Annotated in this window: 17 protein-coding genes; 7 read left to right on the top strand and 10 right to left on the bottom strand. The window is 40.9% G+C overall.

Annotation, left to right across the window (positions count from 1 at the left end; genetic code table 11):
• Positions 1-113: 113 nt before the first annotated feature.
• Entirely contained in the window at positions 114-1124 is a 1011-nt protein-coding gene (locus IEE83_RS06880) for a helix-turn-helix transcriptional regulator (protein ID WP_194119874.1), read from the bottom strand.
• A 99-nt stretch (positions 1125-1223) separates the two neighbouring features.
• Between IEE83_RS06880 and IEE83_RS06875 the strand changes: the two genes are divergently transcribed.
• On the top strand, positions 1224-2678 hold the full coding sequence (locus tag IEE83_RS06875) for an RtcB family protein (protein ID WP_194119873.1): 1455 nt from the start codon (positions 1224-1226) through the stop codon (positions 2676-2678).
• Between the two features lie 91 nt (positions 2679-2769).
• Here IEE83_RS06875 and IEE83_RS06870 read toward each other — a convergent pair whose 3' ends face one another.
• Positions 2770-3759 carry an aldo/keto reductase gene (locus tag IEE83_RS06870; RefSeq protein ID WP_194119872.1) on the bottom strand — a complete coding sequence of 330 codons (990 nt, stop codon included), beginning with the start codon at positions 3757-3759 and terminating at the stop codon, positions 2770-2772.
• A gap of 263 nt (positions 3760-4022) precedes the next feature.
• Here IEE83_RS06870 and IEE83_RS06865 point away from each other — a divergent pair, with 263 nt between their 5' ends.
• The 3 genes from IEE83_RS06865 to IEE83_RS06855 all read left to right on the top strand — a co-directional run bounded on the left by IEE83_RS06865 (position 4023) and on the right by IEE83_RS06855 (position 7838).
• Positions 4023-4967, top strand: coding sequence for an AraC family transcriptional regulator (locus tag IEE83_RS06865; RefSeq protein ID WP_194119871.1), 945 nt, complete (start codon positions 4023-4025; stop codon positions 4965-4967).
• Positions 4968-5054: 87 nt separating this feature from the next.
• Positions 5055-5894 (top strand): oxidoreductase, encoded by an 840-nt coding sequence (locus IEE83_RS06860; RefSeq protein WP_194119870.1) that lies wholly within the window; start codon positions 5055-5057, stop codon positions 5892-5894.
• 369 nt (positions 5895-6263) lie between these two features.
• A complete protein-coding gene (locus tag IEE83_RS06855) occupies positions 6264-7838 on the top strand; it encodes an IS1182 family transposase (RefSeq protein ID WP_194119464.1) in 1575 nt (524 codons plus the stop codon).
• 815 nt (positions 7839-8653) lie between these two features.
• Here the strand turns inward: IEE83_RS06855 and IEE83_RS06850 are convergent.
• The 3 genes from IEE83_RS06850 to IEE83_RS06840 all read right to left on the bottom strand — a co-directional run bounded on the left by IEE83_RS06850 (position 8654) and on the right by IEE83_RS06840 (position 11173).
• Positions 8654-9340 (bottom strand): hypothetical protein, encoded by a 687-nt coding sequence (locus tag IEE83_RS06850; RefSeq protein WP_194119869.1) that lies wholly within the window; start codon positions 9338-9340, stop codon positions 8654-8656.
• Between the two features lie 126 nt (positions 9341-9466).
• Positions 9467-10225: an oxygenase MpaB family protein gene (locus IEE83_RS06845; RefSeq protein ID WP_194119868.1), complete on the bottom strand. Its 759-nt coding sequence runs from the start codon at positions 10223-10225 to the stop codon at positions 9467-9469.
• Positions 10226-10417: 192 nt separating this feature from the next.
• Complete coding sequence (locus tag IEE83_RS06840) at positions 10418-11173, bottom strand: MBL fold metallo-hydrolase (RefSeq protein WP_194119867.1); 756 nt, start codon at positions 11171-11173, stop codon at positions 10418-10420.
• 181 nt (positions 11174-11354) lie between these two features.
• Here IEE83_RS06840 and IEE83_RS06835 point away from each other — a divergent pair, with 181 nt between their 5' ends.
• Complete coding sequence (locus IEE83_RS06835) at positions 11355-12266, top strand: ThuA domain-containing protein (protein ID WP_194119866.1); 912 nt, start codon at positions 11355-11357, stop codon at positions 12264-12266.
• Between the two features lie 78 nt (positions 12267-12344).
• On the top strand, positions 12345-13073 hold the full coding sequence (locus IEE83_RS06830; protein ID WP_194119865.1) for an ankyrin repeat domain-containing protein: 729 nt from the start codon (positions 12345-12347) through the stop codon (positions 13071-13073).
• A gap of 58 nt (positions 13074-13131) precedes the next feature.
• Here the strand turns inward: IEE83_RS06830 and IEE83_RS06825 are convergent, their stop codons facing one another.
• The 4 genes from IEE83_RS06825 to IEE83_RS06810 all read right to left on the bottom strand — a co-directional run bounded on the left by IEE83_RS06825 (position 13132) and on the right by IEE83_RS06810 (position 21431).
• Positions 13132-14814: a SusD/RagB family nutrient-binding outer membrane lipoprotein gene (locus tag IEE83_RS06825; protein WP_194119864.1), complete on the bottom strand. Its 1683-nt coding sequence runs from the start codon at positions 14812-14814 to the stop codon at positions 13132-13134.
• A 40-nt stretch (positions 14815-14854) separates the two neighbouring features.
• Positions 14855-18301, bottom strand: coding sequence for a SusC/RagA family TonB-linked outer membrane protein (locus tag IEE83_RS06820; RefSeq protein ID WP_228101705.1), 3447 nt, complete (start codon positions 18299-18301; stop codon positions 14855-14857).
• A 325-nt stretch (positions 18302-18626) separates the two neighbouring features.
• Positions 18627-20396 carry a tetratricopeptide repeat-containing sensor histidine kinase gene (locus IEE83_RS06815; protein ID WP_194119863.1) on the bottom strand — a complete coding sequence of 590 codons (1770 nt, stop codon included), beginning with the start codon at positions 20394-20396 and terminating at the stop codon, positions 18627-18629.
• A 246-nt stretch (positions 20397-20642) separates the two neighbouring features.
• Positions 20643-21431 (bottom strand): response regulator, encoded by a 789-nt coding sequence (locus IEE83_RS06810; protein WP_194119862.1) that lies wholly within the window; start codon positions 21429-21431, stop codon positions 20643-20645.
• Positions 21432-21807: 376 nt separating this feature from the next.
• On the opposite strand from IEE83_RS06810, the gene IEE83_RS06805 reads away from it, so the two are divergent.
• A complete protein-coding gene (locus tag IEE83_RS06805) occupies positions 21808-23154 on the top strand; it encodes an NAD(P)/FAD-dependent oxidoreductase (RefSeq protein ID WP_194119861.1) in 1347 nt (448 codons plus the stop codon).
• A gap of 328 nt (positions 23155-23482) precedes the next feature.
• Here IEE83_RS06805 and IEE83_RS06800 read toward each other — a convergent pair whose 3' ends face one another.
• A complete protein-coding gene (locus IEE83_RS06800; RefSeq protein ID WP_194119860.1) occupies positions 23483-25204 on the bottom strand; it encodes an FAD/NAD(P)-binding protein in 1722 nt (573 codons plus the stop codon).
• Between the last annotated feature and the right edge of the window lie 84 nt (positions 25205-25288).

The following is a 25288-nucleotide window of genomic DNA, read 5'->3' as shown; positions in this document are numbered from 1 at the left end:
GGCCGATTTTATTTGTTTTAAAGACCATTTTTAATCAGATTATTTTATTAAAAATGAATGTTTAAAAACCTTTTAATGATTTTGTAACTTTTACAATTCGTATGACAAGAAAATTAATAATAAGCCAGCGCTTCCCGTAATTGATCTGCAATGCGCTTCTTTATATTTCTGGGACCAAGAATTTTTATCCTTGCTCCAAAACCCAGAAGTTCCCTTTCCAATTCAAAGTTGGGAATAACCTTAATGTTGAAAGTCACGCCATTAACATCTTCGCTTACAATTTTTTGGGATGCATGTAAAGGTTTGGTGATTACGTATGGCGCGGTGTTGTGATCCATCCAGAAAACAACATTTACATCACGCTGTCCCTGATTTTTAGTGACGCCGATGACATTTGAGTAATAAGTTGACAGATCGATCCTGGTATTCTCCCGATAAATTTCATCTTTATTTTCCTCCAAAAATTGAACCCTGTCGAGCGCCAAAGTTAGCAGCGGCGCATGTCGTTGATGCGATTCTCCAAGTACAAACCAGCGATTTCTATATTCCTTCAACAAATAGGCACTAAAACAAAAAGTGTTCGCTTGCCTTGCCTTAAAAGACTGATAAGTAATACAAAGCACCGTTTTGGAAACAATGGCTTTCCGGATGCCTTCAATAAATTCCAGACCTTTCAGATTATCATTTTTTTCAAAATCAACAACCGGAAAATTGTGCGTTTTTTGTGCATAAATTTTATCTTCCAGTTTACTGACCATTTCTGTAAGATCTGCAAAGTGGCTAAAACCCTTAAACTGTTTTAAAATACCGGAAACTTCGCCCAGCACTTTCATATCTTGATGGCTCAGCGGAATGTTGGTAATGCTGTAATTTTTATCGGCGTAGGTATAAAACTTTTTATCAACTACAATAATCGGCGCTTCATAACCCAGTTTGTCGCTACGCATCATTTCAATATCCGCTTGTATGGAGCGGCGGCTGATCCCTTTATCAATTCCCTCAAATTCATATAAAGCATCCGAACAGGCCAGGATCAGATCATCCAGACTCCATTGGCGAAAGCGGTTTTGAAGACAATTATCAATTGTCCGGTAACGGATCAGTGCATTACGATTTACAGGCATAAGATTTATTTTTTTGAAAAAATATCAAAAAAACTTTAACTACGCAAAAAGACTGCGCAGCAGCATGATTGCTTTGTATTGTCAAATAGAAAAACGGTCATGGAAAAAGAAAAAATTAGTAACGGAGAATTAGGAACACTGGGAATCAACGATCTTGATCTGCTTATCGCTTTCAGCCGTGTTGCCAATGGACTTTTGCAACACGAGGTAATGGACAAAGCAACGATCATGTTAAATCTTGAAGCGTTGATCGAAAATCCTGAGCCATATTCCTTAAACAAAAATGGCAGATTCAGAAACATTGCCGACAAGATTATTGCACTGCGGAAGGGAGGAAAATTTATTAAGCAAATGAGAACTGTTCAGCAATTAAAAGAAGAAATCATGACTTTTCCGGTTTTTGGTGCAGAACAAATTGAAGTAGGTGCGCTGGCTCAAATGAAAACAGCAATTCAGTTACCGATTTCTGTTGCAGGCGCGCTTATGCCGGATGCACATCAGGGTTATGGATTACCAATTGGAGGCGTTCTGGCAACGCAGGCCAACACCATCATTCCCTATGCCGTTGGTGTGGATATTGCTTGTCGTATGTGCCTGAGTATTTTTGATTTGCCGGCAGCTATGGTTGACACGGAAAATGAAAGACTGAAAACACTGCTGTTGGATCATACACATTTTGGAATGGGAAGCAAAACCAAAATCCATTATGATACCACGCTTTTTGACCGTCCGGAATGGGGTGCTTTTAAAACAATTAAGACATTGAAAGACAAAGCTTATGCGCAACTGGGAACATCCGGAACAGGCAATCACTTTGTTGAATGGGGAGAGTTGACTGTTGCTGAAAATGCATTGGAAGGAATTCCTGCCGGAATATATCTGGCTTTGTTGTCACACTCAGGTTCAAGAGGTTTTGGAGGTACTATTGCTAACACATATTCGGGGATTGCAATGCAGAAAACGAAACTTCCTAAAGAAGCCAAACATTTGGCCTGGCTGGATTTGAATACCGAAGAAGGCCAGGAATACTGGCTAGCAATGAATTTGGCCGGGGAGTATGCATCTGCAAATCACCATGAAATACATAATAAAATTGCCCGTGCAATGGCTATTCATCCGGTTATGCGGATTGAAAATCACCACAATTTTGCCTGGAAAGAAAAATTGTCAGACGGAACGGATGTGATGGTGCATAGAAAAGGCGCAACACCTGCCGGGAAAGGAGTTTTGGGAATTATTCCCGGATCAATGAGTACGCCGGGATTTATAGTCAAGGGAAAAGGCGAATCCACTTCCATCCAGTCGGCATCGCATGGGGCCGGAAGATTAATGAGCCGAAGTGCTGCTTTCAAAACCATTAAAAAAGAAGAAGTTGCTCAAAATCTGATCGATAAAAAAATAACATTGATTGGTTCCGGGCTTGATGAAGCACCAATGGTTTATAAAGATATCCACGCGGTGATGGCGGCGCAAACTGATCTGGTCGAGATACTGGCCAGTTTTCAGCCAAGAATTGTACGGATGGCTGATCCTAAGGAAAAGGCGGAGGATTGAAAATTTATCAAAGAAAATAGTCCTGGCTTTTACCAGGGCTATTTTTTTATTGATAAAATAAATAATACTGGTAACTTTTTAATGATCTCCCCTATCGCCCGGTCATTTTCTCCCCTGCTTCCGTATACCGCTCTCCCTGAATCTGGATTTGGGCAGCTGCCTTTTCGATTTGATCAAGATCTTCCGGAGTTAGCTTAACATTTGCGGCTCCCAGGTTTTCTTCCAGACGATGAAGTTTGGTGGTACCCGGAATTGGAACAATCCATGGCTTTTGTGCAAGCAACCAGGCAAGAGCAATTTGCGCCGGCGTTGCATTTTTTTGAGCAGCAATATTGTTCAGCAGATCGACCACCGCCTGGTTGGCTTTCCGGTTTTCCTCATTAAAACGTGGCACAGTATTGCGGAAATCCGTTTTGTCAAATTGCGTATTTTCATCAATTTTCCCAGTAAGAAATCCTTTACCCAACGGACTGAATGGGACAAAACCTATGCCGAGTTCTTCTAGCGTTGGAATAATTTCGATCTCTGGTTTTCTGTGCCATAAAGAATATTCACTTTGTAAAGCCGTCACTGGTTGTACTGCGTGAGCTTTACGGATGGTTTGAGCACCTGCCTCAGAAAGTCCAAAATGTTTTACCTTTCCTTCCTGAATCAAATCTCTCACAGCTCCTGCTACATCTTCGATCGGCACATTTGTATCAACACGATGCTGGTAAAACAAATCTATCACATCCGTTTTTAATCTTTTGAGCGAAGCTTCGGCAACGGCTTTGATATGCTCAGGTCTGCTATCTAGCCCCGACCATTTTCCATCTTCTGCTTCTTTCCAGCCAAATTTGGTTGCAATAGCCACTTTTCCACGAAATGGGGCAAGCGCTTCACCAACGAGTTCTTCATTTATAAAAGGACCGTAAACTTCCGCAGTATCAAAAAAACTAACTCCTCTTTCAACTGCTGCGCGAATCAGTTCGATCATTTCCTTTTTATCCTTAGGCGGGCCAAATCCGAAACTCATGCCCATACATCCCAGTCCAATCGCCGATACTTCAAGACTACTATTTCCTAATTTTCGCTTTTCCATATTTTTCAGTTTAATGTTGTTGAAGTTGCCGTTTAGTCTATTTATCCTTACAACTATATCATTTGCAAAGTTATGCCAGAACGAAGGCTTGCTGTTAACAAAGATCAAACAGGAAATTAAGGATTTCAAACATTTTTAGTTAAAGCATAAGGTTTATCATCAAGCTCATCATTGGTGATAATTATTCAAAAAATTAACAACAAACCTTTTGTATCGGGACCAAAAACAGAAACTTATTTAACAGGAATCTTGTAACTTTCAATATGGAAAAAACAGATATCCCGCGCCTGGAATTAGAGTCGTTTGCAAGGGTAAATTATAAAGTCCCTTTCCTAAAAGTGGAACACTATCCGCTTGATGCCAATTATTTCAGTATTGAGAACAGGGAAAAATATCCGGTGATAGACTACATTTCTCCCAACCGCAGACAATTCTTCAAAATATTTCATATGACGGCCGGGACTGGTATACTGACGGTCGGGCTGCATCAATATGTCCTCGCTGCGGGTGATATTGCATTTTTACATCCTGACGAAATCATGTCGTGGCAGACAACTTCCGACGAAACTGGTGGACACTTTTGCCTGATCCATCCCAAATACTTTGAACGCGACGCAGATCATATACTCCAGGCATTGCGGAATTATCCTTATTTCAAAGCTTCAAAAGCAGTCGTTCAATTATCTGCCGGACAATCTTCTTTGGTTAACCAGCATTTTGAATCGATTGTAAAAGAAGAAAAAAGCAATAATGAGGACAAAAAACAAGCGATTCTTCTACACCTGCAAATGATACTTCTGGAAGCACAGCGTGCCGGAAAAACGCTGACTGATGCGCCGGTGCCGGAAAGTTACGGTTACATTCACGGTTTTTTGAAGTTACTTGAATCTTCATTTCATGTTCAGGGCCCGGACGACACGGTAAAACTTAAAACAGCGGCTGAATTTGCGGAACAACTCCATGTCCATCCAAATTACCTGAATTCACTGGTAAAAGAGCACACGGGAAAAACGCTGAGAGAGCACATTCAGGAGCGACTGATATATGAAGCCAAAGTCCTGCTTATTCAAACAGACTGGGATATCAGCAATATCAGCTACGGACTGGGATTTTCGGGACACGCTGCGTTTACTTCTTTTTTCAAAAAGAAAGAAAACATTTCTCCCTCAATTTTCAGAAAAAGCGCATTCTCCCAAATCAATAGTTGAAAATCGCAAGTATCCCTATGATTTGAACAAGCACTTATCTGTCAGCCGGAAGTTCCTTTGTATTACAAATTTAAACATACAAAGGAGATGGAAAGTCAAAGTAAAACATGGTTCATTACGGGCGGTTCACAAGGAATTGGACTGTTATTGGCACAACAATTATTGACAGACGGTTATAATGTAGCGGTGACGGGTCGCAATTTGGAAACAGTTAAAAATGCTGTTGGAAGTTCATCGCCGCAGTTTTTACCACTACAAGTGGAACTTGCAAACGAGGAAAGTGTTGGCAGAGCGGTGGACTCGGCTATCGCGCATTTTAAATCCATTGACGTTTTGGTAAATAATGCCGGGTACGGTTTAATTGGCGGGATTGAAGAAACCTCTGCCCAGGAAACACAGGAAATTTTCGATGTAAATGTTTTTGGGTTGCTGCATGTCACGCGGGCCGTATTACCCCATATGAGAGCGGCAGGATCCGGACATATTTTTAATTTATCCTCCGTTTTTGGATTAATCGCCGGCGCTGGCTGGGGACTTTATTGCGGAAGCAAATTTGCGGTGGAAGGCTTATCAGAAGCTTTGGCTCAGGAAGTCAAACCGTTTAGTATAAACGTCACAATTATTGAACCTGGTTATGTGCGCACCAATTTCTTAAAAAGTGGTTCTGTTGTACTTTCACAAAATCCGATTGCAGATTATACAGCGATTCAGGAAGAAAAACGTAAACATACCGAAGACATTCCAGGGAACCAGATTGGTGACCCACAAAAAGTAGCAGAAGTTATTATCAGCACATCGCAGTTAAGCGAGCCGCCACTTCGACTTTTACTTGGATCTGACGCGCTGCAATTTGCGAATTACAAGATACAAATGTTACAGGATGGCATCGAAGCAAATAAGGATATTACGGTTTCGACTGATTTTTAAGTGAGGTTGATTAGATAATTTTTTTCTGTTGTCCCCTGTTGTGCGTAGTGTTCTCCGAACACTGCGTACTTTAAATAAATGACCGTTTGTAACGGTCTGCACCAAGTAATTCCTTGAACTTTCATTACCGTTACAAACGGTAAAATATTAAAATTCGTAGTTTAAACTACGAATAACGACGTTCTCCGAAAATACTACGCACCTTAAATAAATGACCGTTTGTAACGGTCTGCAACAAGTAATTCCTTGAACTTTCATTACCGTTACAAACGGTAAAGTATTAAAGGGGCTGACCAAAAAGCCAAAGCCCTTTATCTACTTTGTAGATAGAGGGCTTTTTTGTATTTTTAATTACCACATTAGAAATACATGAGCAAGATAAAAAAATCTATCGTCTTTAAAGAATACTGCCCGCAGCAGCTATTATTTTTACCACCTTCTCTTGAAGAACTGATACCTCCTACGCATTTGGTACGGGTTGTTAATGAAGTAGTTGAACGGATGGATATCACAGAGCTGATGAACCTTTATGAAGGTGGGGGAACCAGCGCATACCATCCGCGGATGCTGCTGAAAGTCTTACTTTATGCGTATTGCATCAAGATATATACTGGCAGAAAGATAGCCCGTGCCCTGGGTCAGGACATCCATTTCTTCTGGCTGAGCAGTATGAGCCGGCCCGATTTTCGGACCATCAATACTTTCCGGAGCAGCAAAGCCAAAGAAGTGATTGAAGTGCTGTTCAGCTCCATGCTGGTGTTTTTGATGGAACACAAGTATATCAAAATGGAGCACTATTTCTGTGATGGCAGCCCATTTATGGCCGATGCCAATAAGCACAAGATGGTCTGGAAGAAGAATGCCCTCCGGTATAAGGCATCAGCAGAACAGAAATGCCAGCAGCTGCTCAAAGAGATTGATGCGCTGAATGCATCCGAAGATTTTACCTACGGAAATAAAGATCTTGAAGAATATGGATCACAGCCTGTTAGCCGGCAGGTCCTGGCCAATCAGATTGACCAGCTCAATGAAAAGATTAAGAATACCAGCGTCAAAAAAACAAAACGCAAAGCCCAAAGCCTGGGCAAACAACTGGTAGAAACAGCAGATCGGATTGAGAAATACGAGCAGCAGATTCTTATCGCGGGCAGCCGCAGTGGCTATAATGTAACAGATCAGGACGCCAGTGCGATGATGATGAAAAATAAGGTTGAGGTACTGCCCGCATATAATGTGCTGGCGGGATGTGAAGATCAGTTTATTACCGGCGTAAGCCTGCACCAGAACACCAATGACGGCACCTGCTTCAAAGACCACTTGGATCAGCTGTCAGTTCAGCAGTCTGTGACCCCTGAAAACATCATTGCTGACAGCATCTTTGGTACCGAAGAGAATTATGAGCTACTGGAAAACAAGGGGATAAACAATTATTTGAAATTCCCCCAGTTCCATAATGAGCAAAAGAAATCCTATAAGAATAACCCTTTTTTAAAAGAGAATTTCTATTACGATCCCGCTGCAGATAGCTATACCTGCCCCAATAAGCAGCAGCTTACTTTTCGAAGCAGCTATAAGCATACACATAAAAAAACAGGTTATCAGTCACATATAAAGGAATACGAATGTACAGACTGCACGGGTTGCCCATTCTACGAACGCTGTTGTAAATCTACCCAAGGGCATAACCGTACACTCAAAGTTAATGAGCAGCTTGACCAATACAAGCAACAGGCACGGGACAACCTTAACTCACAGAAAGGTTTTGAGCTCCGCAGACGAAGAAGTATTGAAATAGAAAGCTGCTTTGGCGACATAAAAGCCAACATGGGTTTTCGCCGCTTCCATCTTAGAGGTCTTAAAAAGGTAACTACTGAGTTTACCTTGGTTGCTATGGCCCACAACCTGAGAAAACTGCATCTTAAAAGACAAAAATCAGCAGCCTAAGTAGAAAAAATGGCCAGATAGCTGCTCTTAAGAGTACTTTCCGGCCATTTTTTATAAATCAATTAAATAACGAAGCTAAAAATCAAAATGAAGATCTTTTATTTATAAATCAAAGAACTCTTTTTGGTCAGCCCCAACGACGTTCTCCGAACACTACGCACCTTAAATAAATGACCGTTTGTAACGGTCTGCAACAAGTAACTTCTTGAACTTTTAATACCGTTACAAACGGTAAAGTATTAAAATTCGTAGTTTAAACCACGAATAACGACGTTCTCCAGACACTACGCACCTTAAATAAATGACCGTTTGTAACGGTCTGCACCAAGTAATTCCCTGCACTTTTAGTACCGTTACAAACGGTAAAGTATTAAAATTCGTAGTTTAAACTACGAATAACGACGTTCTCCGAATACTACGCACCTTAAATAAATGACCGTTTGTAACGGTCTGCAACAAGTAATTCCTTGAACTTTCATTACCGTTACAAACGGTAAAGTATTAAAATTCGTAGTTTAAACAACGAATAACGACGATCTCCGGACACTACGCACCTTAAATAAATGACCGTTTGTAACGGTCTGCACCAAGTAACTTCTTGAACTTTTAATACCGTTACAAACGGTAAAGTATTAAAATTCGTAGTTTAAACAACGAATAACGACGTTCTCCGGACACTACGCACCTTAAATAAATGCCCGTTTGTAACGGTCTGCACCAAGTAATTCCTTGAACTTTAATACCGTTACAAACGGTAAAGTATTAAAATTCGTAGTTTAAACCACGAATAACAAAAAATTTTCATCAATAATAGATTACTTATATCGTTCAACAATAATATAACTAACCTTTCCTCCCTGAAAATTAATTTTAACCAGTTCGTGTACATCTGACCCAACGGAATACGCGAAATACCATTGAGGCGATTTTGCCATTAATGGATCATAGGCCAAAGACACATCTTTGGTAGCCAGCATAATACGCTCGAATTTGGAAGCATATTGACTTTTACCCTTAATCCCGACAAATTTTCCATACAGCTTGTCCGACAAATCTCCGACACGGACAGCTGATTCTGCGCTGAGTTTTTCCGGCCACTGCGAAAGTTCTTTTCCGCTGTTAAGATAAATGCTTTTTACTTTGCCGGATTCAAGAGTGATCTGTATACCTGAATCGGTTCCCTTGCTTTCATCAAGTAAAATATATTGGTACAAAGCAAGGCGGTTTTGTAAATCAGAAATTTCTGTTGAAAAATTGCTGACGATATTCAGATAGGAAACACCGTTAGATTTTTGAAGTGATTGTACGGCGGAATAAACATTTTCCGCTTTTTCATCGATCGCCAGTCCAAGGTAGTTTCCGGAAGAAATACTGTCGCGGGAAATTACTACGATCTGCGGCGGGTCTACTATCGGTTTGGTATTGTCCGGTGAAAGATCCATCTGACATCCGGCAGTGATTAAGACAAGGGCAAAAAGGGATCCGGTTATAACTTTTTTCATGAGACTAATATGGTTTAGTTAATACCATAGACTCACAGATCATTTATTTGGTTGTAACCGAAAGACAATTTTTTAACGATTTAATCTAAAATCCTACACTAAAACTATTTTATTGAAAAAGAGATTTCATACCTGATCCAGAGCCACAACCTGAGCCTTGTAATCCGGCGGAAGTATGGCGTTACGAATTAATTTTTCAAAACCCAATAATCTTGTCAATTTATAACCGCCGATAACCGGGACCAGCCAGGGTATTTTACCAAGTGATAATAACGCATTAACACGATCCGGAACAACCAAAACCTGAACTTGCATCAGCATATAATAACGAAAAATGCCAAGATGTTTTTTGTATTGTTTATATAAATCAATCGTAAAATCGCCTTTTAAGAGATCATCCCTGAGATGTTCTTCCCGCATAATTTTCCATTCCTCAAAACTTTGAGGCAGTCCGGAAATTTTCATTCCTGATCCCACTTGAAGGAACGTCTGAAAAACTTCTTCTTTTTCCGATTCGTTTAACTTTCGCTCCAAAATTTCAAAAGACCGGATTGAATAATCAATAAGCATAAATAAAACATCCCGGTATGCCCAATCCGGTATTTGAGTGCCGCGTTGCTTCTCAACACCCTGATGAATTGCAGCGATTTTATTAATTGCCAAAATGGCATCATCATATTCAGCAAAAACGATTTGACGTGCATAGGCTACTGTAGAAAAAAGACGGCCAAGTGGATCGGCAGGAAGGCGCCCGGTAAAATAAAGCCAGTCCACTGCCTTGTTTAAAGCAAATTCAGCGGAAGCACCTGCAAAAATAAAAAGTATATAATCCGCCTTGCCCCAAATTTCTCTCACTATCGATGACTTCTCAACAAAATACTTCATATACCCACCAGAGTAAACAGTTCAAAAGTTTATATCTTTTCCCAAAGCATTTTATCAAGGGAAAAATCAAAATTATGAAAAGTACTTTGAATTACAAAGTTAAATTAGAAATCTCTTGAACATGAAAGAAAAATCCCCGGTTTTCACTTCAAGGTGAAACCGGGGATTTTTCAAATAATTATTTTCCTGAAGTTATTTCTTCGAATACCAGTTACGCAAACGCACATCGATTGATTTGTTGCCATCATTGACCAGCTTTTTAAAAGCTTCCGTATCGCTGAATCCGTTCGCACCGCGGTAGTGATATGGATAAACTATTTTTGGTTTGAAATCCAGAACCGCAGAAGCAGCTTCCGGAACATCCATCGTGTAAGGAAGATTCATGCAAACAAAAGCCACATCGATATTTTTCAAACTTCTCATTTCAGGAATTCCCGCTGTATCACCACTGATATAAATGGTTTTTCCACCCATTTTCAATACATATCCGTTACCTCTTCCCTTGGTATGTTTTGCATCCGCTGCTTCTGGAAGATTGTACATCGGGATTGCCGTAATAGAAATATCCAGTTTACTGATTGTTTGACCATTGCCAATAACAACCGCTTTTGATTTAATTTTATCCGACATCTTGTCGGCAACTGCTTGTGGTACAACCAAAATCGTATGACTTAAATCAAGCGCTTCCAGTGTTGCCGGATCGAAATGATCTCCGTGAATGTCTGTAATCAAAATAAGATCCGGTGCGGCAATGCCTTCGAAAGTCTTTGCACCCTCATAAGGATCAGCATAAATCGTTTTTCCATTCCATGTCAGCGCCAGCGTTGCATGATTAAGCGGCTGGATTTTCAAGGGGCCTTTTGAAGTTTTGATTTCATCTGCTGCGGGAAGTTGCGCCCATGCAGCTGCGCATATCATAAGCAAAAATAACGTAAGTCTGATTTTCATAATTTATCTGGTTTGTTTAATCAAAGATATAGCACATGTTGGTTTCTGCATTGCATTCACCTATTTTATTTAAAAGCTGTATGCCTGATTTAATAAAATTTTAATAGATAAGTGATTTGGTCTGGTTTTTTACCATTCGTTCATCAAGCATTTGCAATTTTCATCCTTAACCTGAACAAGCATGATGATATCAACAAAAAAACGATTTTGTTTTCTGATTTTTATTTTTGCTCTGACCGGTTTTTCAGCTGATGCCCAGCATAAATCTAAATCAGAAGGTCGGAAAAAAGTAGTGTTTATTGCCAGCCTCGATAGTCACCCAAAAGGACAACATGAATATAACGGCGGTATCAGTTTTCTTTCACAAAAATTAAAAGAAGCGATGCCCGAAATCGATACAGCCGTTTTTCATAATGGATGGCCCAAAGATCCGGAAGCTTTAAAAGGAGCAAGTACGATTGTACTTTATTGCGAAGGGGCTCAGGAAAATATTATCATCCCGCGTCTTTCTGAATTTGAAAACCTGATGAATAACGGAACAGGGCTTGTCATGTTACATTTTGCACTGGATATTCCAAAAGGTGAGGATGCGGATAGAGCGCGTAATCTGGTTGGCGGAAATTTTGAAATTGACTGGTCCGTAAATCCATTCTGGACGCCGGATATTAAAAAGCTTCCTCATCATCCTGTCACAAATGGTGTAAAACCTTTTGCAGTTCAGGACGAATGGTATTATCATTTGCGTTTTGTTAAGGATATGAAAAATATCACACCCATCCTGAAAGTACTCCCACCCGACTCCACGTTAAGTCGCCCGGAAGGAACACATAGCAATAATCCATTTGTAAGGAAGGCAGTTTTGAAAAATAAAGAACCGCAAATCATTGCCTGGACTTATGACCGGCCAGCCGGAGGAAGGGCTTTTGGCTTCACAGGAGGCCACACGCATGCCAACTGGAAAAATGATAATTTCCGAATGCTGGTGCTGAATGCAATTGTATGGACCGCCCGGATCGATGTTCCCAAAAATGGTATGCAAACAAAAACACCTGAACAGGCAGAGCTGGATAAACTAACCAAACCTGCTCAGTAACAATTATTTGACCAATTGAAAGTATGGTAAACAAAAAATAGATAACTTGTTTTCATCTTACTTTAACTGTTCGCGGTCATGGAAGTTGAAAAAATCCTGGAATTAATCAGCCAGGGCAGAACGGACCTGATTATTGAATTGATCAAAAAACCGGATTGGCAGGATATACTTCATCGTGGGCAAATTAAACCCTTGCAATGGCTTGTTTATTATAATGACACCACCGGCCTGAGAGCAGTGTTGTCGGCCGGAGGAAATCTTGATAGTATAAATCTGAACCAGGAATTAGGTCATGCTGCCTTTTTCGGGCATTGGAAGGTGTGTGATTTTTTGATTAATAATGGTGCAGATGTCAATGCAAAAGTTGAAGAAACCAATGAAACTCCTTTGCACGCCGCCTTATCCAAAGCTGGCAGACCTTATTACTTTTATGTTGTAAAACTTCTTATTGAAAAAGGTGCGGACGTAAATGCCAAAACAATTCCTGGCATGGAAACAGGAGCATTTATGCGTGATGTAAGAACGAAAGGAGAAACACCGCTGCATCGGGCCGCGGCTTATGCGGATGAACAAACTATACAATATTTACTGGCTAACGGAGCAGATAAAGAAGCAAAAGATGCAAATGGAGACTCACCTTTGACCTGGGCAAGTGAACATCTGCGTCCGGGTGCTATCCTGCTGCTGTTAACGTATGGAAAACACCGGATAAGCGAATCCTACAAAACCAAAAGCACCAGCGATCATGGACAAGGCTGGGGAAATGGTATGGATTGGAACTTACTGGGCGATTATTTACCGGAATAATTATAGAAAGAGACTGTCATGTAACCACAACAGTCTCTTCCTGACTCATATTTAAATCTTATTTTCCTTCACCTAGCACCGGATTATTTTTGTCAAACCATAAGCGTTGCGTACTTAAAATCTGAACACTTCTGTCGCCGGGTGTAAAACCTTGCTCCTGCTGCGCTTTCAGCCAGTTTTCGTTATTGGTTCCAAGGGGCGGTTCATCCAGCCAGTAACGGCGTGGGACAGGTTCATTAAATTTATCCCTGGCGTAATAAGTTGAATTGTTTTTAGGATATCCTGTCCGGCGGATAAATGTAAATGCCTCAGTTGGAAGCCGCATAAAATTCAGATACTGCTGAATATAAATCCGTTCCAGATTATTTGTACCATCAAGTTTGACAGATGCCTGTGCCAGATAAGTAGAAATCTGGTCTTCAATTGTGCTTTGGTTAAAGCCCGTTGCCGCCTGCGCAGCGACCGCAATCGCGTTCATTGTACGAAGGGAAGATGCGACACCTTTATTATACCAGTCGGCAGAAGTTCCAATCGATAAACCTGCGCCATAACCTTTCTCTATCATTTCAGCGATATAAAAACAGGTTTCTGCACTTGTCACCAGATAATCATAAAATGTTCCGGTAGCGCCATTTCTGCGCGGAGCAAAAAACGCCTTATTAATTGTCGACATCACAACCAGTTTGGCACTGCCTACCGCAAGTGTATTTTTATAATATTTGGCTGTTTCAGGATCAGTCGTCCAGTCAGCCGGCCCACCCTGAAATCTTATCTGCGGATCGGCCTGATTGATAAAGGAAGGAATAGTCACGCCATACTTTTTAACCGAATCCAGATTGCTAGCACTGAGGTCATTTGGTGAAAAATACATCTGTAAACGCGGATCCTTGCTGGATTTCAAAAATGTAATTATTGATTTTGTAGCAAAACGCGCACTTCTGTAATCCACATCGCCGCCGATCGGATCATTATTCGGATCGATGTAAGCAAACTGATCAGCGTCGGCTACAATGGCGCCAATGCTATTTTGCATGACTTCTTTAAAAATCTGCTGCGTTTTTGTCTTATCCTGCCCTTCGTAGCGAACGGCTATTCTCAGCTTCATGGAATTGGCGAGTTTTACCCACTTCACCCAGTCGCTGTGGTAATAAATATCCGCGTTTCCATAACTTGTCTGGCCTGTGGACTCCGCGCTCAGGTCGGTTATGGCGCCATTCAGTTCGGTCAGCCAGGTATCATAAAGTTTCTGCTGGGTGTCATATTCGGGTTTAAATTCTCCCTCATTTCTTCCCAAAACAGCCTGAGTATAGGGAATTGAGCCATTCATGTCGGTTACCCGTAAGCCATAATAAACACCAGCTATATAAGTTGCAGCACGCATATTTCTGTACTTGTCCTTATCCGTTTTCAAATCGATCTGACGCCTTATTTCTACCAGATTGGGAAGCACACTGTTATAAAAAGTACCATATCTGGAATTGATATTGGTCGAAAGTTCATAGGGATCTGTTGTCAGGTGCTGCGAAAAACGAAGCAATTGTTCGAGATTTTCCCATATCCACTCTGTTCCGTTGGATTGTAAATTGTTCAGCGAATAGGTAAAAAGAAATTTGGGATCAGGAACTGTTACAATACTTGGATCCGTATTGATTTCATTAAAATTATTTTCACACGAGCCCGACACCAGAAGCGTGCTGGCGATCAAAACTGTGGTAATCCACTTTTTTGTTATATTTTTCATTTTGTAAGTCTTTTAATAGTTAACCAATCAACATCACAGATCAGAATCCGGCTCTTAAAGTAACACCTAGCGAGCGCGTCATTGGCGGTATAAAACCTACCTCTTTCTGCACGGCGGTACTGTTTGAAACATTGGAAGCCGGATTGAAATGATTGGGCAACGTATTGTACAAATAAAGAAGATCACGACCCATCAAACTGACTGACAAAGTATTAAGTTTAATTTTATCACAAAATGCCTGCGGAATCTGATAGCTGAACGACAACTGGCGAAGCGAAATCCACGAGTTTTTCACGATCCAGTAATCACCTACCGCCGTCGAAGAAGAACCATAACGGTACATAAATTGCGGAAGATGTGTTGGTTCCACATAACCTTTTTCATAAGCCTGCTGATAACTCATTCCGCCAACGTCAACTTGTGTTCCGTCTGCCTGTGTGATCATTTGGCCCGCGTCAAATACACCGTCAGGAATAATTCCGTCGTCATAAACTTTATTATCAAACTTGCTTGTCCAGGTAATTCCGCCATGTTCCGCATCTCTTCCTTTTAGTGAAGATGGAAAAATCCCCGTGTGCGTTCCATAACGCAGAGAGGTCAATATCATGTCTCCGCCGATTTTCGCATCAAAAAGAACGTTCATGGAAATTCTTTTATAAGTAAAAGTATTGTCCCATCCCGAACGGAATTTAGCATTGATATCACCAACATCTTTCCATTCATTGCTGCGGGCAGGAAATGCTGCTCTCGCATCAGCGCGCCAGGAAAGTATTTCTTTTCCATTGTTGGCGCTGCCTTCCTGTGTATATCTTTTGGCAGCAATTTTGGTTCTGATCACACCATAAGCCCCACCCACTTTCGCATATGGAATTAAATCATTGCTTCCGTTTCCTTCACTTTCAAGCGCATAATATTCACGATCTCCGTAAAGTTTAACGATAAGATTCCGGTTGCGGGAAAATGTAAGCGTAGAAACCCATTTAAAAGCACCAATCTGTAATGGTGTGGCGTCCAGAGAAACTTCGATACCGGTATTTTGGATATTACCCGCATTGATCAGGATACTGTTGACCCCGGTTTCAATTGGCGATGAAATTGAAATAGGCTGGTTTCTGGTATTATCACGATAGACCGAAACATCAAAGCCTAGTCTATTTTTCAAAAATCTCATTTCCAAACCGATTTCTTTGGCAATTTTACGAAGCGGTTTGATATTAGGCTGCAAGGTCGAGGAAGAGCTATACGTGGACATGGGCTGATTGCCATTTCCACCGGCATCCGTAAAGCCTGTAAAAGCAAAACCTGCATTTAAAGTAAACGGATCAATGTCACCGCCCAGTGCAGCCAGGTTGGTACGCAGTTTTCCGTACGTGATCCACTCAGGAAGGGAATTGTGGAGCGTCTGTGAGAAAACCCAGGACAAACTTGCAGAAGGATAATTGTAAAAATTATTTCCGGTCCCATCCTTATAGGTCAGTGCGGACGACCAGTCTCCCCGCCAGGTAGTTTGCAAAAATAACTGGTCCTTATAACCAAAATCAGCACTCGCATATAGAGAATTATACGAACGACGGTTTTTAATACCACCCGACGAAACGAGCGCATTCACAGAATTCGCCAGAAAGTAATTTCCCGGATAACTCAATCCCCCATCAGTCGAGGACTGATTGTAAGAAAGACTCATACGCTGGGATTCACCACCGATGTAACCATTAAAATCAAGATCATTTGTGATCTGTTTGTTAAAAATGGCCATCCATTTGAGAAACCTCGTTTCTTTTGTAGAATGCCCCAGCAAATATCTTCCGCCTGTAAAATTGGCACCCTGCCCTAGTTCCTTTATTTCATTTTCTGTGTAAACATTGTTAAGGTTTCCTTCAACCTGTACCTTCATCCAGTCTGTGATGGTACCTGTCAGTGCAATTCTTCCGCGGACCATCTGCTCTTTCTGCGTGTAGGTATTTTCAAATATGTTAAACCAGATATTAGGCTCGGGTACTTTATTGGGCTCATTCGGATCACTGGCCTGTGGAATTCCACCATTGTATCCGGTGTAATTTTGCCGCTGCATCCATTTTTTAGTATCATAATTTCTACCAAAAACCCAAATGTAACGGTTCAGCGATAAACTGGGCGGGTTGGTACCTTTGGTCGCAGTATAATCCGCTGTCACGTCTGCTGAGACATATTTATTCAGTTTCTGGGTAACCCGCAGGTCAAAAGCATTTTTGGAAAGCTCATTTCTAAAATTAATTCCGGAGCTCTGATTACGGTTATAAGAAAGCCGGAAAGTGGATTTGTCGTTTCCTCCGTCCACAGCCACGTTGGTAAGATTTCCCTTTCCGGTTTGAAATGCATCCAGGTAATTATGCGGATATGCCTGATAGGTGGTCATTGTTCCATCATAATCAAGAACCTGCTGACCGGCAAATTTCGGTCCCCAGTTTTCAAGTTCGCGGCCTATTTGTCTGTCAATGTATGGTTGTCCCTGGCTGTTTACCGGAAAAACTTTGGTCGTCCAGCCTTCATCAGCTTTGTAGTTGGGATCACGTGTATCGGTAAAAAATGCTCCGACAGTACCCGCTCCGTATTCGTTTTGAAAATCCGGTCCGCGGTAAGGCTGCTGCATGGAAAAAGTTTGTGAAACATTTACCCCGATACCTTTGCGCTGCTGACCTTTTTTTGTTGTAACCAAAATAACACCGTTGATCGCCCGTGTTCCATAAAGTGCAGCGGCCGCAGAACCTTTTAGAACGGATACGCTCTCAAAATCTTCCATATTCAGGTTTTTGATATTATTTCCAAAATCACGGGGACCGTTGGAAAGATCGGTAACATCGTTGTCAAGGATAATCCCGTCGACCACAAAAATAGGCTGGTTATTTACCCCGAGTGTGGAGTTACCACGGATCAGGATTTTTGTATTACCAGTCAAACCACCAGCACCCTGATCAATCTGGACACCGGGAATCCGTCCCTGTAAAGCGGTTATCGGGCTGACTTCATTGGTGGCGGCCAGTTTGGCTCCGGCAATATCGGTTACAGAATACCCCAGTTTACGTTTTTCTTTACTGACACCTAGCGCGGTTATCACAACTTCATTAAGCTGACCGGAATCTTCTGCCAGTTTTACATCAATGACAGACTGACCGCCAGCCTGAATTTCCTGTTTCAAATAACCGATGTAGGAAAATACCAGCGTGGCACCGCTGCCAGCCGTAACATTGTATTTCCCATTAATATCGGTCACGGTTCCATTGGTGGTACCTTTTACCAAAACACTTACACCGGGAATCGGTGCGCTTGTGGTGGCATCTGTAACAGTTCCGGAAAGCTGGGCGTTTTGGGCATGCAAGATACCCGGAAGCAAAATGTAGAAAAGTGAAAAATGGATGCAAAGCATCAGCATGGATACATGAACAGACCGGCGTTTTTTGAAAAGCCAAAAATCATGGACATGCGTTTTCAGCAAGAAAAATTTTCTCATGCGCTAGATAAGTTAAGGTTAGGAATTAAGCCCAATCACCTGATTGTTAGCTCAATATAATTTATTAAAATTATTTACTAACCTTAATTCACTAATTAATTTTTTTCGGTAACATACTGAAAAAACTAAGAGTAAAAATTTGTAGAATATATACTTTATGGGGGAATCCGCATAATTAGCTAAATGGGTAGGCTCCATTCCAAAATTATTTAACTACTTTGTAATAAGCATTTTTCAACTAAACCCTTTTAGCTATACGTTAAAATTTCATATTTAAAAAGAACACAATTTAAATGCGGTATATAGCAGGATTCCGAAATATCTATCAATTTTTGTCGATCGTCAGAAAATCTGGCAGAATATTGGAAACTGCGGGAAGTGTCAGCAAAAACCTTGCGCCATGATCCGAACTTACCTGCAACGTTCCGCCGGCTTGTTTGGCAAGTGAAATCACCAGCCTTTTTCCAAAAGTCTGTCCGCTTTTTTTCCATGATTCAGCATCCACGCCGGGTCCGTTATCTTTCACTTCAAGGAATAAATAATCCGTTTGCCATAAACGAATCGATAATTCCGGCTGCGCAACTTCTTTAAAAGCATGTTTGAAAACGTTGGTAACCAGCTCATTAATAATTAAACCAAGCGGAACGGCCAGCTCCACATCCAGTGAAATGTCTTCAATATCCAGATTCAAATCCAGTTTTTCCTGGTAATGAAAAGATTGCATCAGGCCTTTAACCAAATCTCCAATATATTCCTGCATTCCCACACGTGTTACATTATCGGTTTGATAAAGCTGCTGGTGAATGAGTGACATGGCTTCCACGCGTTGCTGACCATCCAAAACTGCCTGCACCGCTTTCTTATCATCCAGGCGATTGGCCTGCAAATAAAGCAGACTTGAAATAATAGCCAGGTTATTCTTAACCCGGTGATGAAGTTCCTGCATAAGCTGTTTGAGCTGGTCCGACTGAATACTGATCTGCTTATTTGCTTTCCCCAGCGTAAGATTGGTTTGATTTAGTTTTCTGTTAACACTTTGGATTTTGCGGTATTGAAAAAGCTCCACAGCCAGCAAAATTAATAGCAAGGAAACGCCGGAAGCGAGCCACCAGAGCTGCTTTTTCTTATTGGTATTATCTTCATCAAGCTGCTGAATCTGCTGCTGTTTTTCCCTTGTTTGAAACTGGGTTTCGGTTTCAATAAGCTGCCGGCTTTTTTCTTCATTGAAAAGACTGTCGCGGTATGCATACCACTTTTTTTGGGAAAGCAATGCCTGCTTGTAATCCCCTTTTTTTTCATTGATCATGGTAACTGTTTCATAAATGCTAACCATGACATTATATCCCGCCTGTGTGCTTTTCGCCCAGTTAAGTGCCTTGTTTATATTGGTTTCGGCCTCGTCAATCCTGTTCAGGGCCAGAAGCGTATTGGGAAGATTCACATAAACAATTCCTTCCACCAAACTTTCTTTTTGCGCTCTGGCTTCTTTCAAACATTCCAGATAGGTATCTGCCGATTTTTGATATTGCCCGGCATTTTTGAGGATTATACACCGGTTTAGCAATGTTTCAAGGTAGGTCAGTTTATTTTCCTTTGAAATACGAATTGCGTCGGCATTATATTGAAGCGCCTTGTCATAATTTTTTCGGATATCTTCAATGGTCGCCAGATCTGTATAAATGCCCGCTTTTAAAGGTTGCAGGTTATTTTTGTCAATGACTTCCAAAGCTCTTTTGCAATAATATTCAGCCGTTTTTAACTCATTTAAATCAAGGTAAATTCCATCGATCATTTGCAGTACACGGACTTGCCTGCGGAAATTTCCGGCTGCTATAAATTCTTCATATGCCTTTTGATATTGCGTTATCGCTGCGTTGGGCCTGTTCTGACTTCTCTCCATATAAGCCGAAGCCATATATGCCCGGCCGGTGAAAGATCTGTCCGGAATTTTCCTTGCAATCTGCATCAGATACGTTGTTGCTGAAAGCGCATCGGAATATTTTCGCTGATCTACCAGTGAATCGCTGTAATTGCGTATCTCTTCAAAACGTGTAGAATCAGGCAATCCTTTGAACCGGTTTTCCAGCGAAGTCATATTGTTTTCATCATTTGACTGACAAAACGACCTGGATATACTGAAAACAAATAAGCTTAATAATAGTAAACAAAATTTCATAACGTGTATAAAAACAAATTTGAATCAGACCTGTCCAATTTCAGTCTTAAATTTTTGATTGTAATAGTACCGCATTTCATTATAAAATGCGGTAAAATGTAGGTCAAATACTTCCGGATTGTAGTGAGATATATTCTTTTTGTAAGTAAAGCAGTTCACCCAATCTTAACGGACACGAAACTGCTTCATAAAATCATCTTTGTATTGCGCTCCCAACGGAACCGTGAAGGAATCAATAAAAATTTCACGGTCATTAAAGCCGGTTATCTTCCTGACATTGACAACAAAGGACCTGTGCACGCGAACCAGGGCATCAAATCCCAAACGTTGCTGGGTATTTCCAAGCGTCAGGCGCAAGGCGTATTTTTGTCCTTTAACCAAAATATTGGTATGGGTATTATCAGCTTCAAGCAGCAAAATATCATCAAGACTGATACGAACAAACTGGTAATTATGTTTGATAAAAACCTGATCATTGATCAGTAAAATAGATTCCTTGCCAGCTGTTTCCTTATCAGCCGGTTCCGGTTTTTTATGCTCTGCGTTTTTTACCGCAAGTTTGCCCTGCGCAAAATTATGAAGCGCAAGATCTACGGCTATGTTCAGATTTTCCGGTCTCACCGGTTTGGTCAGGTAAGCAGCCGGGAATGTTTCTTTTGCCCTTTCAATAGTTTGTTTATCAGAAAAAGCAGTCAAGTAAATAACAGGAACCGGTTTAAATGCAATGATTTGCTGCGCCGTTTCAATTCCATCCCAGTCTCCTTTCAAATTAATATCACAAAGCAGCAGATCAACCCGGTTATCTTTATAAACTGATAAGGCTTCTCGCCCATTATCCGCCACATCCACGACGGCATATCCCTGAGCTTCAAGAAGATCACTAACATACATAGCAAGTACCGCCTCGTCCTCCACAATCAAAATTTGTATCCGGTTTTCCAAGTTGAGTTTCATTTTACAGAAAATTACGGATTCAGGGCATTCTTTCAAATTTTTACACCTGGCTTTTTAGCTAACGGACTTACATAGCAGAGAAGGTTTTGTATAGTACTGATTTTTTTACTTACAAAAAAAAGGTTTCTACTGCCTCCGAACCTCGATTCACATACATTTCAAAGCGGCCAGAAATATGCGGTCATATATTTGATCCGTGTTATTTATTATGCTCAACGTAACCCAGGATTTCATTCTACATGGAAAGTAACAAGGAAGCCCGATCATTCCTGCCATTTCCAAAATATGAAACCCTCCTTTGTTTTCCAGCGCCCCTGCATAAAAAATTGTCAGGGGCCTGGCAGACATTCTTAGACCTTCCTTAAAAACTACTACTATGAAAAATCCCGTTATACAAATCGTAATTCTTGGCGGTGGACATGTTGCTGTCAATGCCTACAAATCTTTTGCAAGGCGCATGAGCAGCGAACTGTCGAACGGAACGGTCAATATTACTGTCGTTTGCCCGGAGACGGACCATACATTTCACGGTTGGACAAATGAAACACTAACCGGCATTTTACAGGCTGAAAATCAGCTTAGTCCTTTGTCTGAAATCATGCCACTGGCTACACATCTGAAAGCCCGGGCGGAAATAGTAGATTCAGCCAGACAAATTGTAACTGTCAAATATGAAAGCGGACTTCTTCAGCATCTCGATTACGATCATTTGCTTTTGGCTTTCGGATTTTTTGATAGTGAAAATATCGACGGGCTGGCGGATTTTGGTTATCAGGTAAAGTCTCGTGATGCTTTTTACAGAACCAGAATTCAGATTTATAATCAGGTTAAAGTTGCAGGACACAGTTCGGAAGCCAAAGCCCGGCAGCTTTTGAATTTCATCGTAGCAGGTGGAGGATTTACTGGTGTTGAACTGGCTGCCAACCTGGCGGAATACGTTGGCTTTTTAAAAAAATCTTATCCTTCTCTGGATCATATTAAAGCCAATATTACCCTAGTTGACAACGAACAACAACTTTTGCCGGCTCTGCATGGAAGTGAAAAATTAAGAACTTATACCGAAGAAGTCCTGAAAACGCAAGGTGTGAAAGTGATACCAAATAGCCGAATTGTCCGTATCAATCCAGAAGGAGTATATCTGGATGATCACTCTTTTTTGCAAAGCACAATGGTAATCACGGCTACCGGTCAAACCAGAATTCGCTTGAAAGGAACCGAATCCATGCAACGTGATATTTCCGGACGGATTTTTACCAATGAATATCTTCAAATAATCGGTCACGACAATATTTGGGGTGGCGGTGATGCCTGCCATGTTAACCGGACTTCAACCCAGGATGCTTGTCCCTCAAATGCGCTTTGGGCCATTAAACATGGAACACATGCAGGTAAAAACCTAGCCAGAGCTCTTCTTGGAAACCGGTTAAAACCATTCTCAAATACGTCTAGCGAAGTGGCAAGTCTGGGAATCGGAAAAGGAATTGGAAAGTTCTTCGGAATGCAATTTACCGGAATGAGCGCCTGGCTTCTGAGATTGCTAATTTTCCATTACTTCATGCCATCCAAAAAGGTAATGTTCCGCGCTTTTTCAGACTGGACATATCTTCTTTTTAGCGGCCAAAGAAAAGGAATCCAGGAAATACAGCAAGCAAGTCATGCACCACTCAATACCATAAAAACCAGGTCAAAGCCGGCGGAAAAAATATTTACTTCTATATATTAAAACTCAGCATAAAAACATTGAAAACATTAGAAAACAGCTTAAAATCAATAATTCCATGATACCAGACTCGTTTTCAATCATGCCCTTTATAATACAGACATCCGTTGTCATTATTCTATTTAAAAAGATTTATTCTCCACCCAGTCAGCCTGCAAAGAGGTGGTGGAAAATGAATTATCTCATTATTCTAATTCTGATTATCATTAGTACAGGCAAACACTGGATGCCGTTTCTGTCTATGAAGATTCATGGTTTGTTTTAAAAATAAAAGGTCATAACCAATGGAAATATTTTTCCCTGGTTATGACCACTATTTCCTTTTCAACTTTTATACATCAAGTATTGTATCCACAATATTGGACGAGGCCTGCTCGCAAAAATCCAGCCCTGAATAATCGGGATTATACCCACCGATGTAAGGTACGGCCATAATATAAATTCGGTCATTTTCCTTTCCCTTCGCATCAACGATCTGAAAATTATCATTGATTGTAATTCCAGGCACTTTCAGATAATAGTCATTACCCGACTTTTCGATATTTTTATTTCCCGAAGTAAGGGCATCTTTGGCTTTTTCAGGTGACCTGAATTTAATCCGTGCGGGGCTTATGGCTTTATTTTCCAGTAATCCGCCAAATGGGAAAGCTTCATAGTTCAAATGCGGCTGGCCAACGCAATCCACGAAAGTCTCAAAGTAATTGGATTGTTCTTTTCCGTTTTCATCGGTATAGTGATAAGTAATACCGCCTTTGATTTTTTCAGGTTCTGCCTCTCCTGTCTCTCCTACCGAAATTATTTCCAACTTTCCGGCATCATGCAAAGCAAGCAATTCTTCACAGGAACTCTGCGGAACAAAAGCGATCACCACTGAAATTAAAGGCATTAATATTTTTTGCAGCCTTTGCATATCTTCGGCCGACAAATATTTTGCAGGGTAATTCATTGCAAAACTAAGAATGGCGAGCACCTCTTTCCAGTAGATCGATTCTTTTCTTTTTATTGATTTTTCGGCTTCTTCATACTCTTTTTTGAAAAGTGAAAAAGGCTCCGCACTTTCCCGACGGCTCATCATTGAATCTACAAATTCTTCCATGCTCAGATCCTTTATGCTTGCATAGAACTTTGGATCTTTGTCTTTAAACAAATCCTTGAATTCCTTTTCAAACACAAAATCAAGCGAAAGAAAACCGTCGTTTTCAGCTTTGTTTTTCTCGATTTCCTCCGGACTTAACAACGAATCATTAGAGACGAGCGGGTCTTCCAGGTGAAAACGAACAGCGGGAAGTAATCCATTTCTTGAATGCATCACAAGTTTAAAATCCGGACTGTCTTTTGACGGCAGAAATTTCACTTTCCCATTTTTATCCGTCTCAAAAGTGCCGTTATTACGCGCCAGCGTTCTGAGCGCATCAACTGCCGTAAGCGAAGATCCTTTGATTGCAATGGGATGATTAAGTTTTAATTCAAGCTTGGCAGGCGGATATGGAGAATCAAAATAGCCTGGTACAATACCTTCATATTTAACCGGCCATTTATGCCCGGTGCAGATTATAACCTTGTCAAATTCCAATATTTCTTTCTCAGCAGTTTCAATCTCAACCTTTCCGGAGCGGGGTTTATCAACGATATCAATCACCTTGCTTCCTAAATGAACAATTGTGGCCAAGCCATCTGATTTTGCCTTTTCCAGCAGCAAATTAAACTGCGCAGATAAATATTGTCCAAAAAGCAGACGAGGTAAAACTTTATATTCGTTGAAATTTTCCTTCTCAATATTATACTTAGCCAGACTCTCTTTGGAAAGTGTTTTTATCCAGGTTTCTATGGACGTGACAATTTCGGGTATTTCATTATCGGAAACATTGGTAACGTGCTCTCTGTTAGCACCTTCATAACTGTAAGGCATTCCTGCTCCCAACAGTTTTTTCGCTTCAAAAATGTGTATTTCCAGATCTGTGCGAACCGCTTCAACAAATCTTTTATAAATAAACAACGCGCTGGGACCTCCGCCCAGAATAGCAATACGAGTTTTTACCGGTTTGTCAGGCATTATAAGTAAGTAATATGTAATAAGTTACAGGTGAGATATTTTTTTTAAATTAGATAATAATATCAAAAAGTATAGTTTTAATAG

Origin of the sequence: Dyadobacter subterraneus, assembly GCF_015221875.1 — a bacterium.
GTDB lineage: Bacteria > Bacteroidota > Bacteroidia > Cytophagales > Spirosomataceae > Dyadobacter > Dyadobacter subterraneus.
Note: the sequence above shows the minus strand (reverse complement) of the source record. Positions and strands in the feature narration are given on the sequence as shown.

Excerpts from the sequence above, each read along its gene's own strand:
- IEE83_RS06880 (WP_194119874.1), bottom strand. The coding sequence starts at position 1,124 with ATGCCTGTAAATCGTAATGCACTGATCCGTTACCGGACAATTGATAAT.
- IEE83_RS06875 (WP_194119873.1), top strand. The coding sequence starts at position 1,224 with ATGGAAAAAGAAAAAATTAGTAACGGAGAATTAGGAACACTGGGAATC.
- IEE83_RS06870 (WP_194119872.1), bottom strand. The coding sequence starts at position 3,759 with ATGGAAAAGCGAAAATTAGGAAATAGTAGTCTTGAAGTATCGGCGATT.
- IEE83_RS06865 (WP_194119871.1), top strand. The coding sequence starts at position 4,023 with ATGGAAAAAACAGATATCCCGCGCCTGGAATTAGAGTCGTTTGCAAGG.
- IEE83_RS06860 (WP_194119870.1), top strand. The coding sequence starts at position 5,055 with ATGGAAAGTCAAAGTAAAACATGGTTCATTACGGGCGGTTCACAAGGA.
- IEE83_RS06855 (WP_194119464.1), top strand. The coding sequence starts at position 6,264 with ATGAGCAAGATAAAAAAATCTATCGTCTTTAAAGAATACTGCCCGCAG.
- IEE83_RS06850 (WP_194119869.1), bottom strand. The coding sequence starts at position 9,340 with ATGAAAAAAGTTATAACCGGATCCCTTTTTGCCCTTGTCTTAATCACT.
- IEE83_RS06845 (WP_194119868.1), bottom strand. The coding sequence starts at position 10,225 with ATGAAGTATTTTGTTGAGAAGTCATCGATAGTGAGAGAAATTTGGGGC.
- IEE83_RS06840 (WP_194119867.1), bottom strand. The coding sequence starts at position 11,173 with ATGAAAATCAGACTTACGTTATTTTTGCTTATGATATGCGCAGCTGCA.
- IEE83_RS06835 (WP_194119866.1), top strand. The coding sequence starts at position 11,355 with ATGATGATATCAACAAAAAAACGATTTTGTTTTCTGATTTTTATTTTT.
- IEE83_RS06830 (WP_194119865.1), top strand. The coding sequence starts at position 12,345 with ATGGAAGTTGAAAAAATCCTGGAATTAATCAGCCAGGGCAGAACGGAC.
- IEE83_RS06825 (WP_194119864.1), bottom strand. The coding sequence starts at position 14,814 with ATGAAAAATATAACAAAAAAGTGGATTACCACAGTTTTGATCGCCAGC.
- IEE83_RS06820 (WP_228101705.1), bottom strand. The coding sequence starts at position 18,301 with ATGAGAAAATTTTTCTTGCTGAAAACGCATGTCCATGATTTTTGGCTT.
- IEE83_RS06815 (WP_194119863.1), bottom strand. The coding sequence starts at position 20,396 with ATGACTTCGCTGGAAAACCGGTTCAAAGGATTGCCTGATTCTACACGT.
- IEE83_RS06810 (WP_194119862.1), bottom strand. The coding sequence starts at position 21,431 with ATGAAACTCAACTTGGAAAACCGGATACAAATTTTGATTGTGGAGGAC.
- IEE83_RS06805 (WP_194119861.1), top strand. The coding sequence starts at position 21,808 with ATGAAAAATCCCGTTATACAAATCGTAATTCTTGGCGGTGGACATGTT.
- IEE83_RS06800 (WP_194119860.1), bottom strand. The coding sequence starts at position 25,204 with ATGCCTGACAAACCGGTAAAAACTCGTATTGCTATTCTGGGCGGAGGT.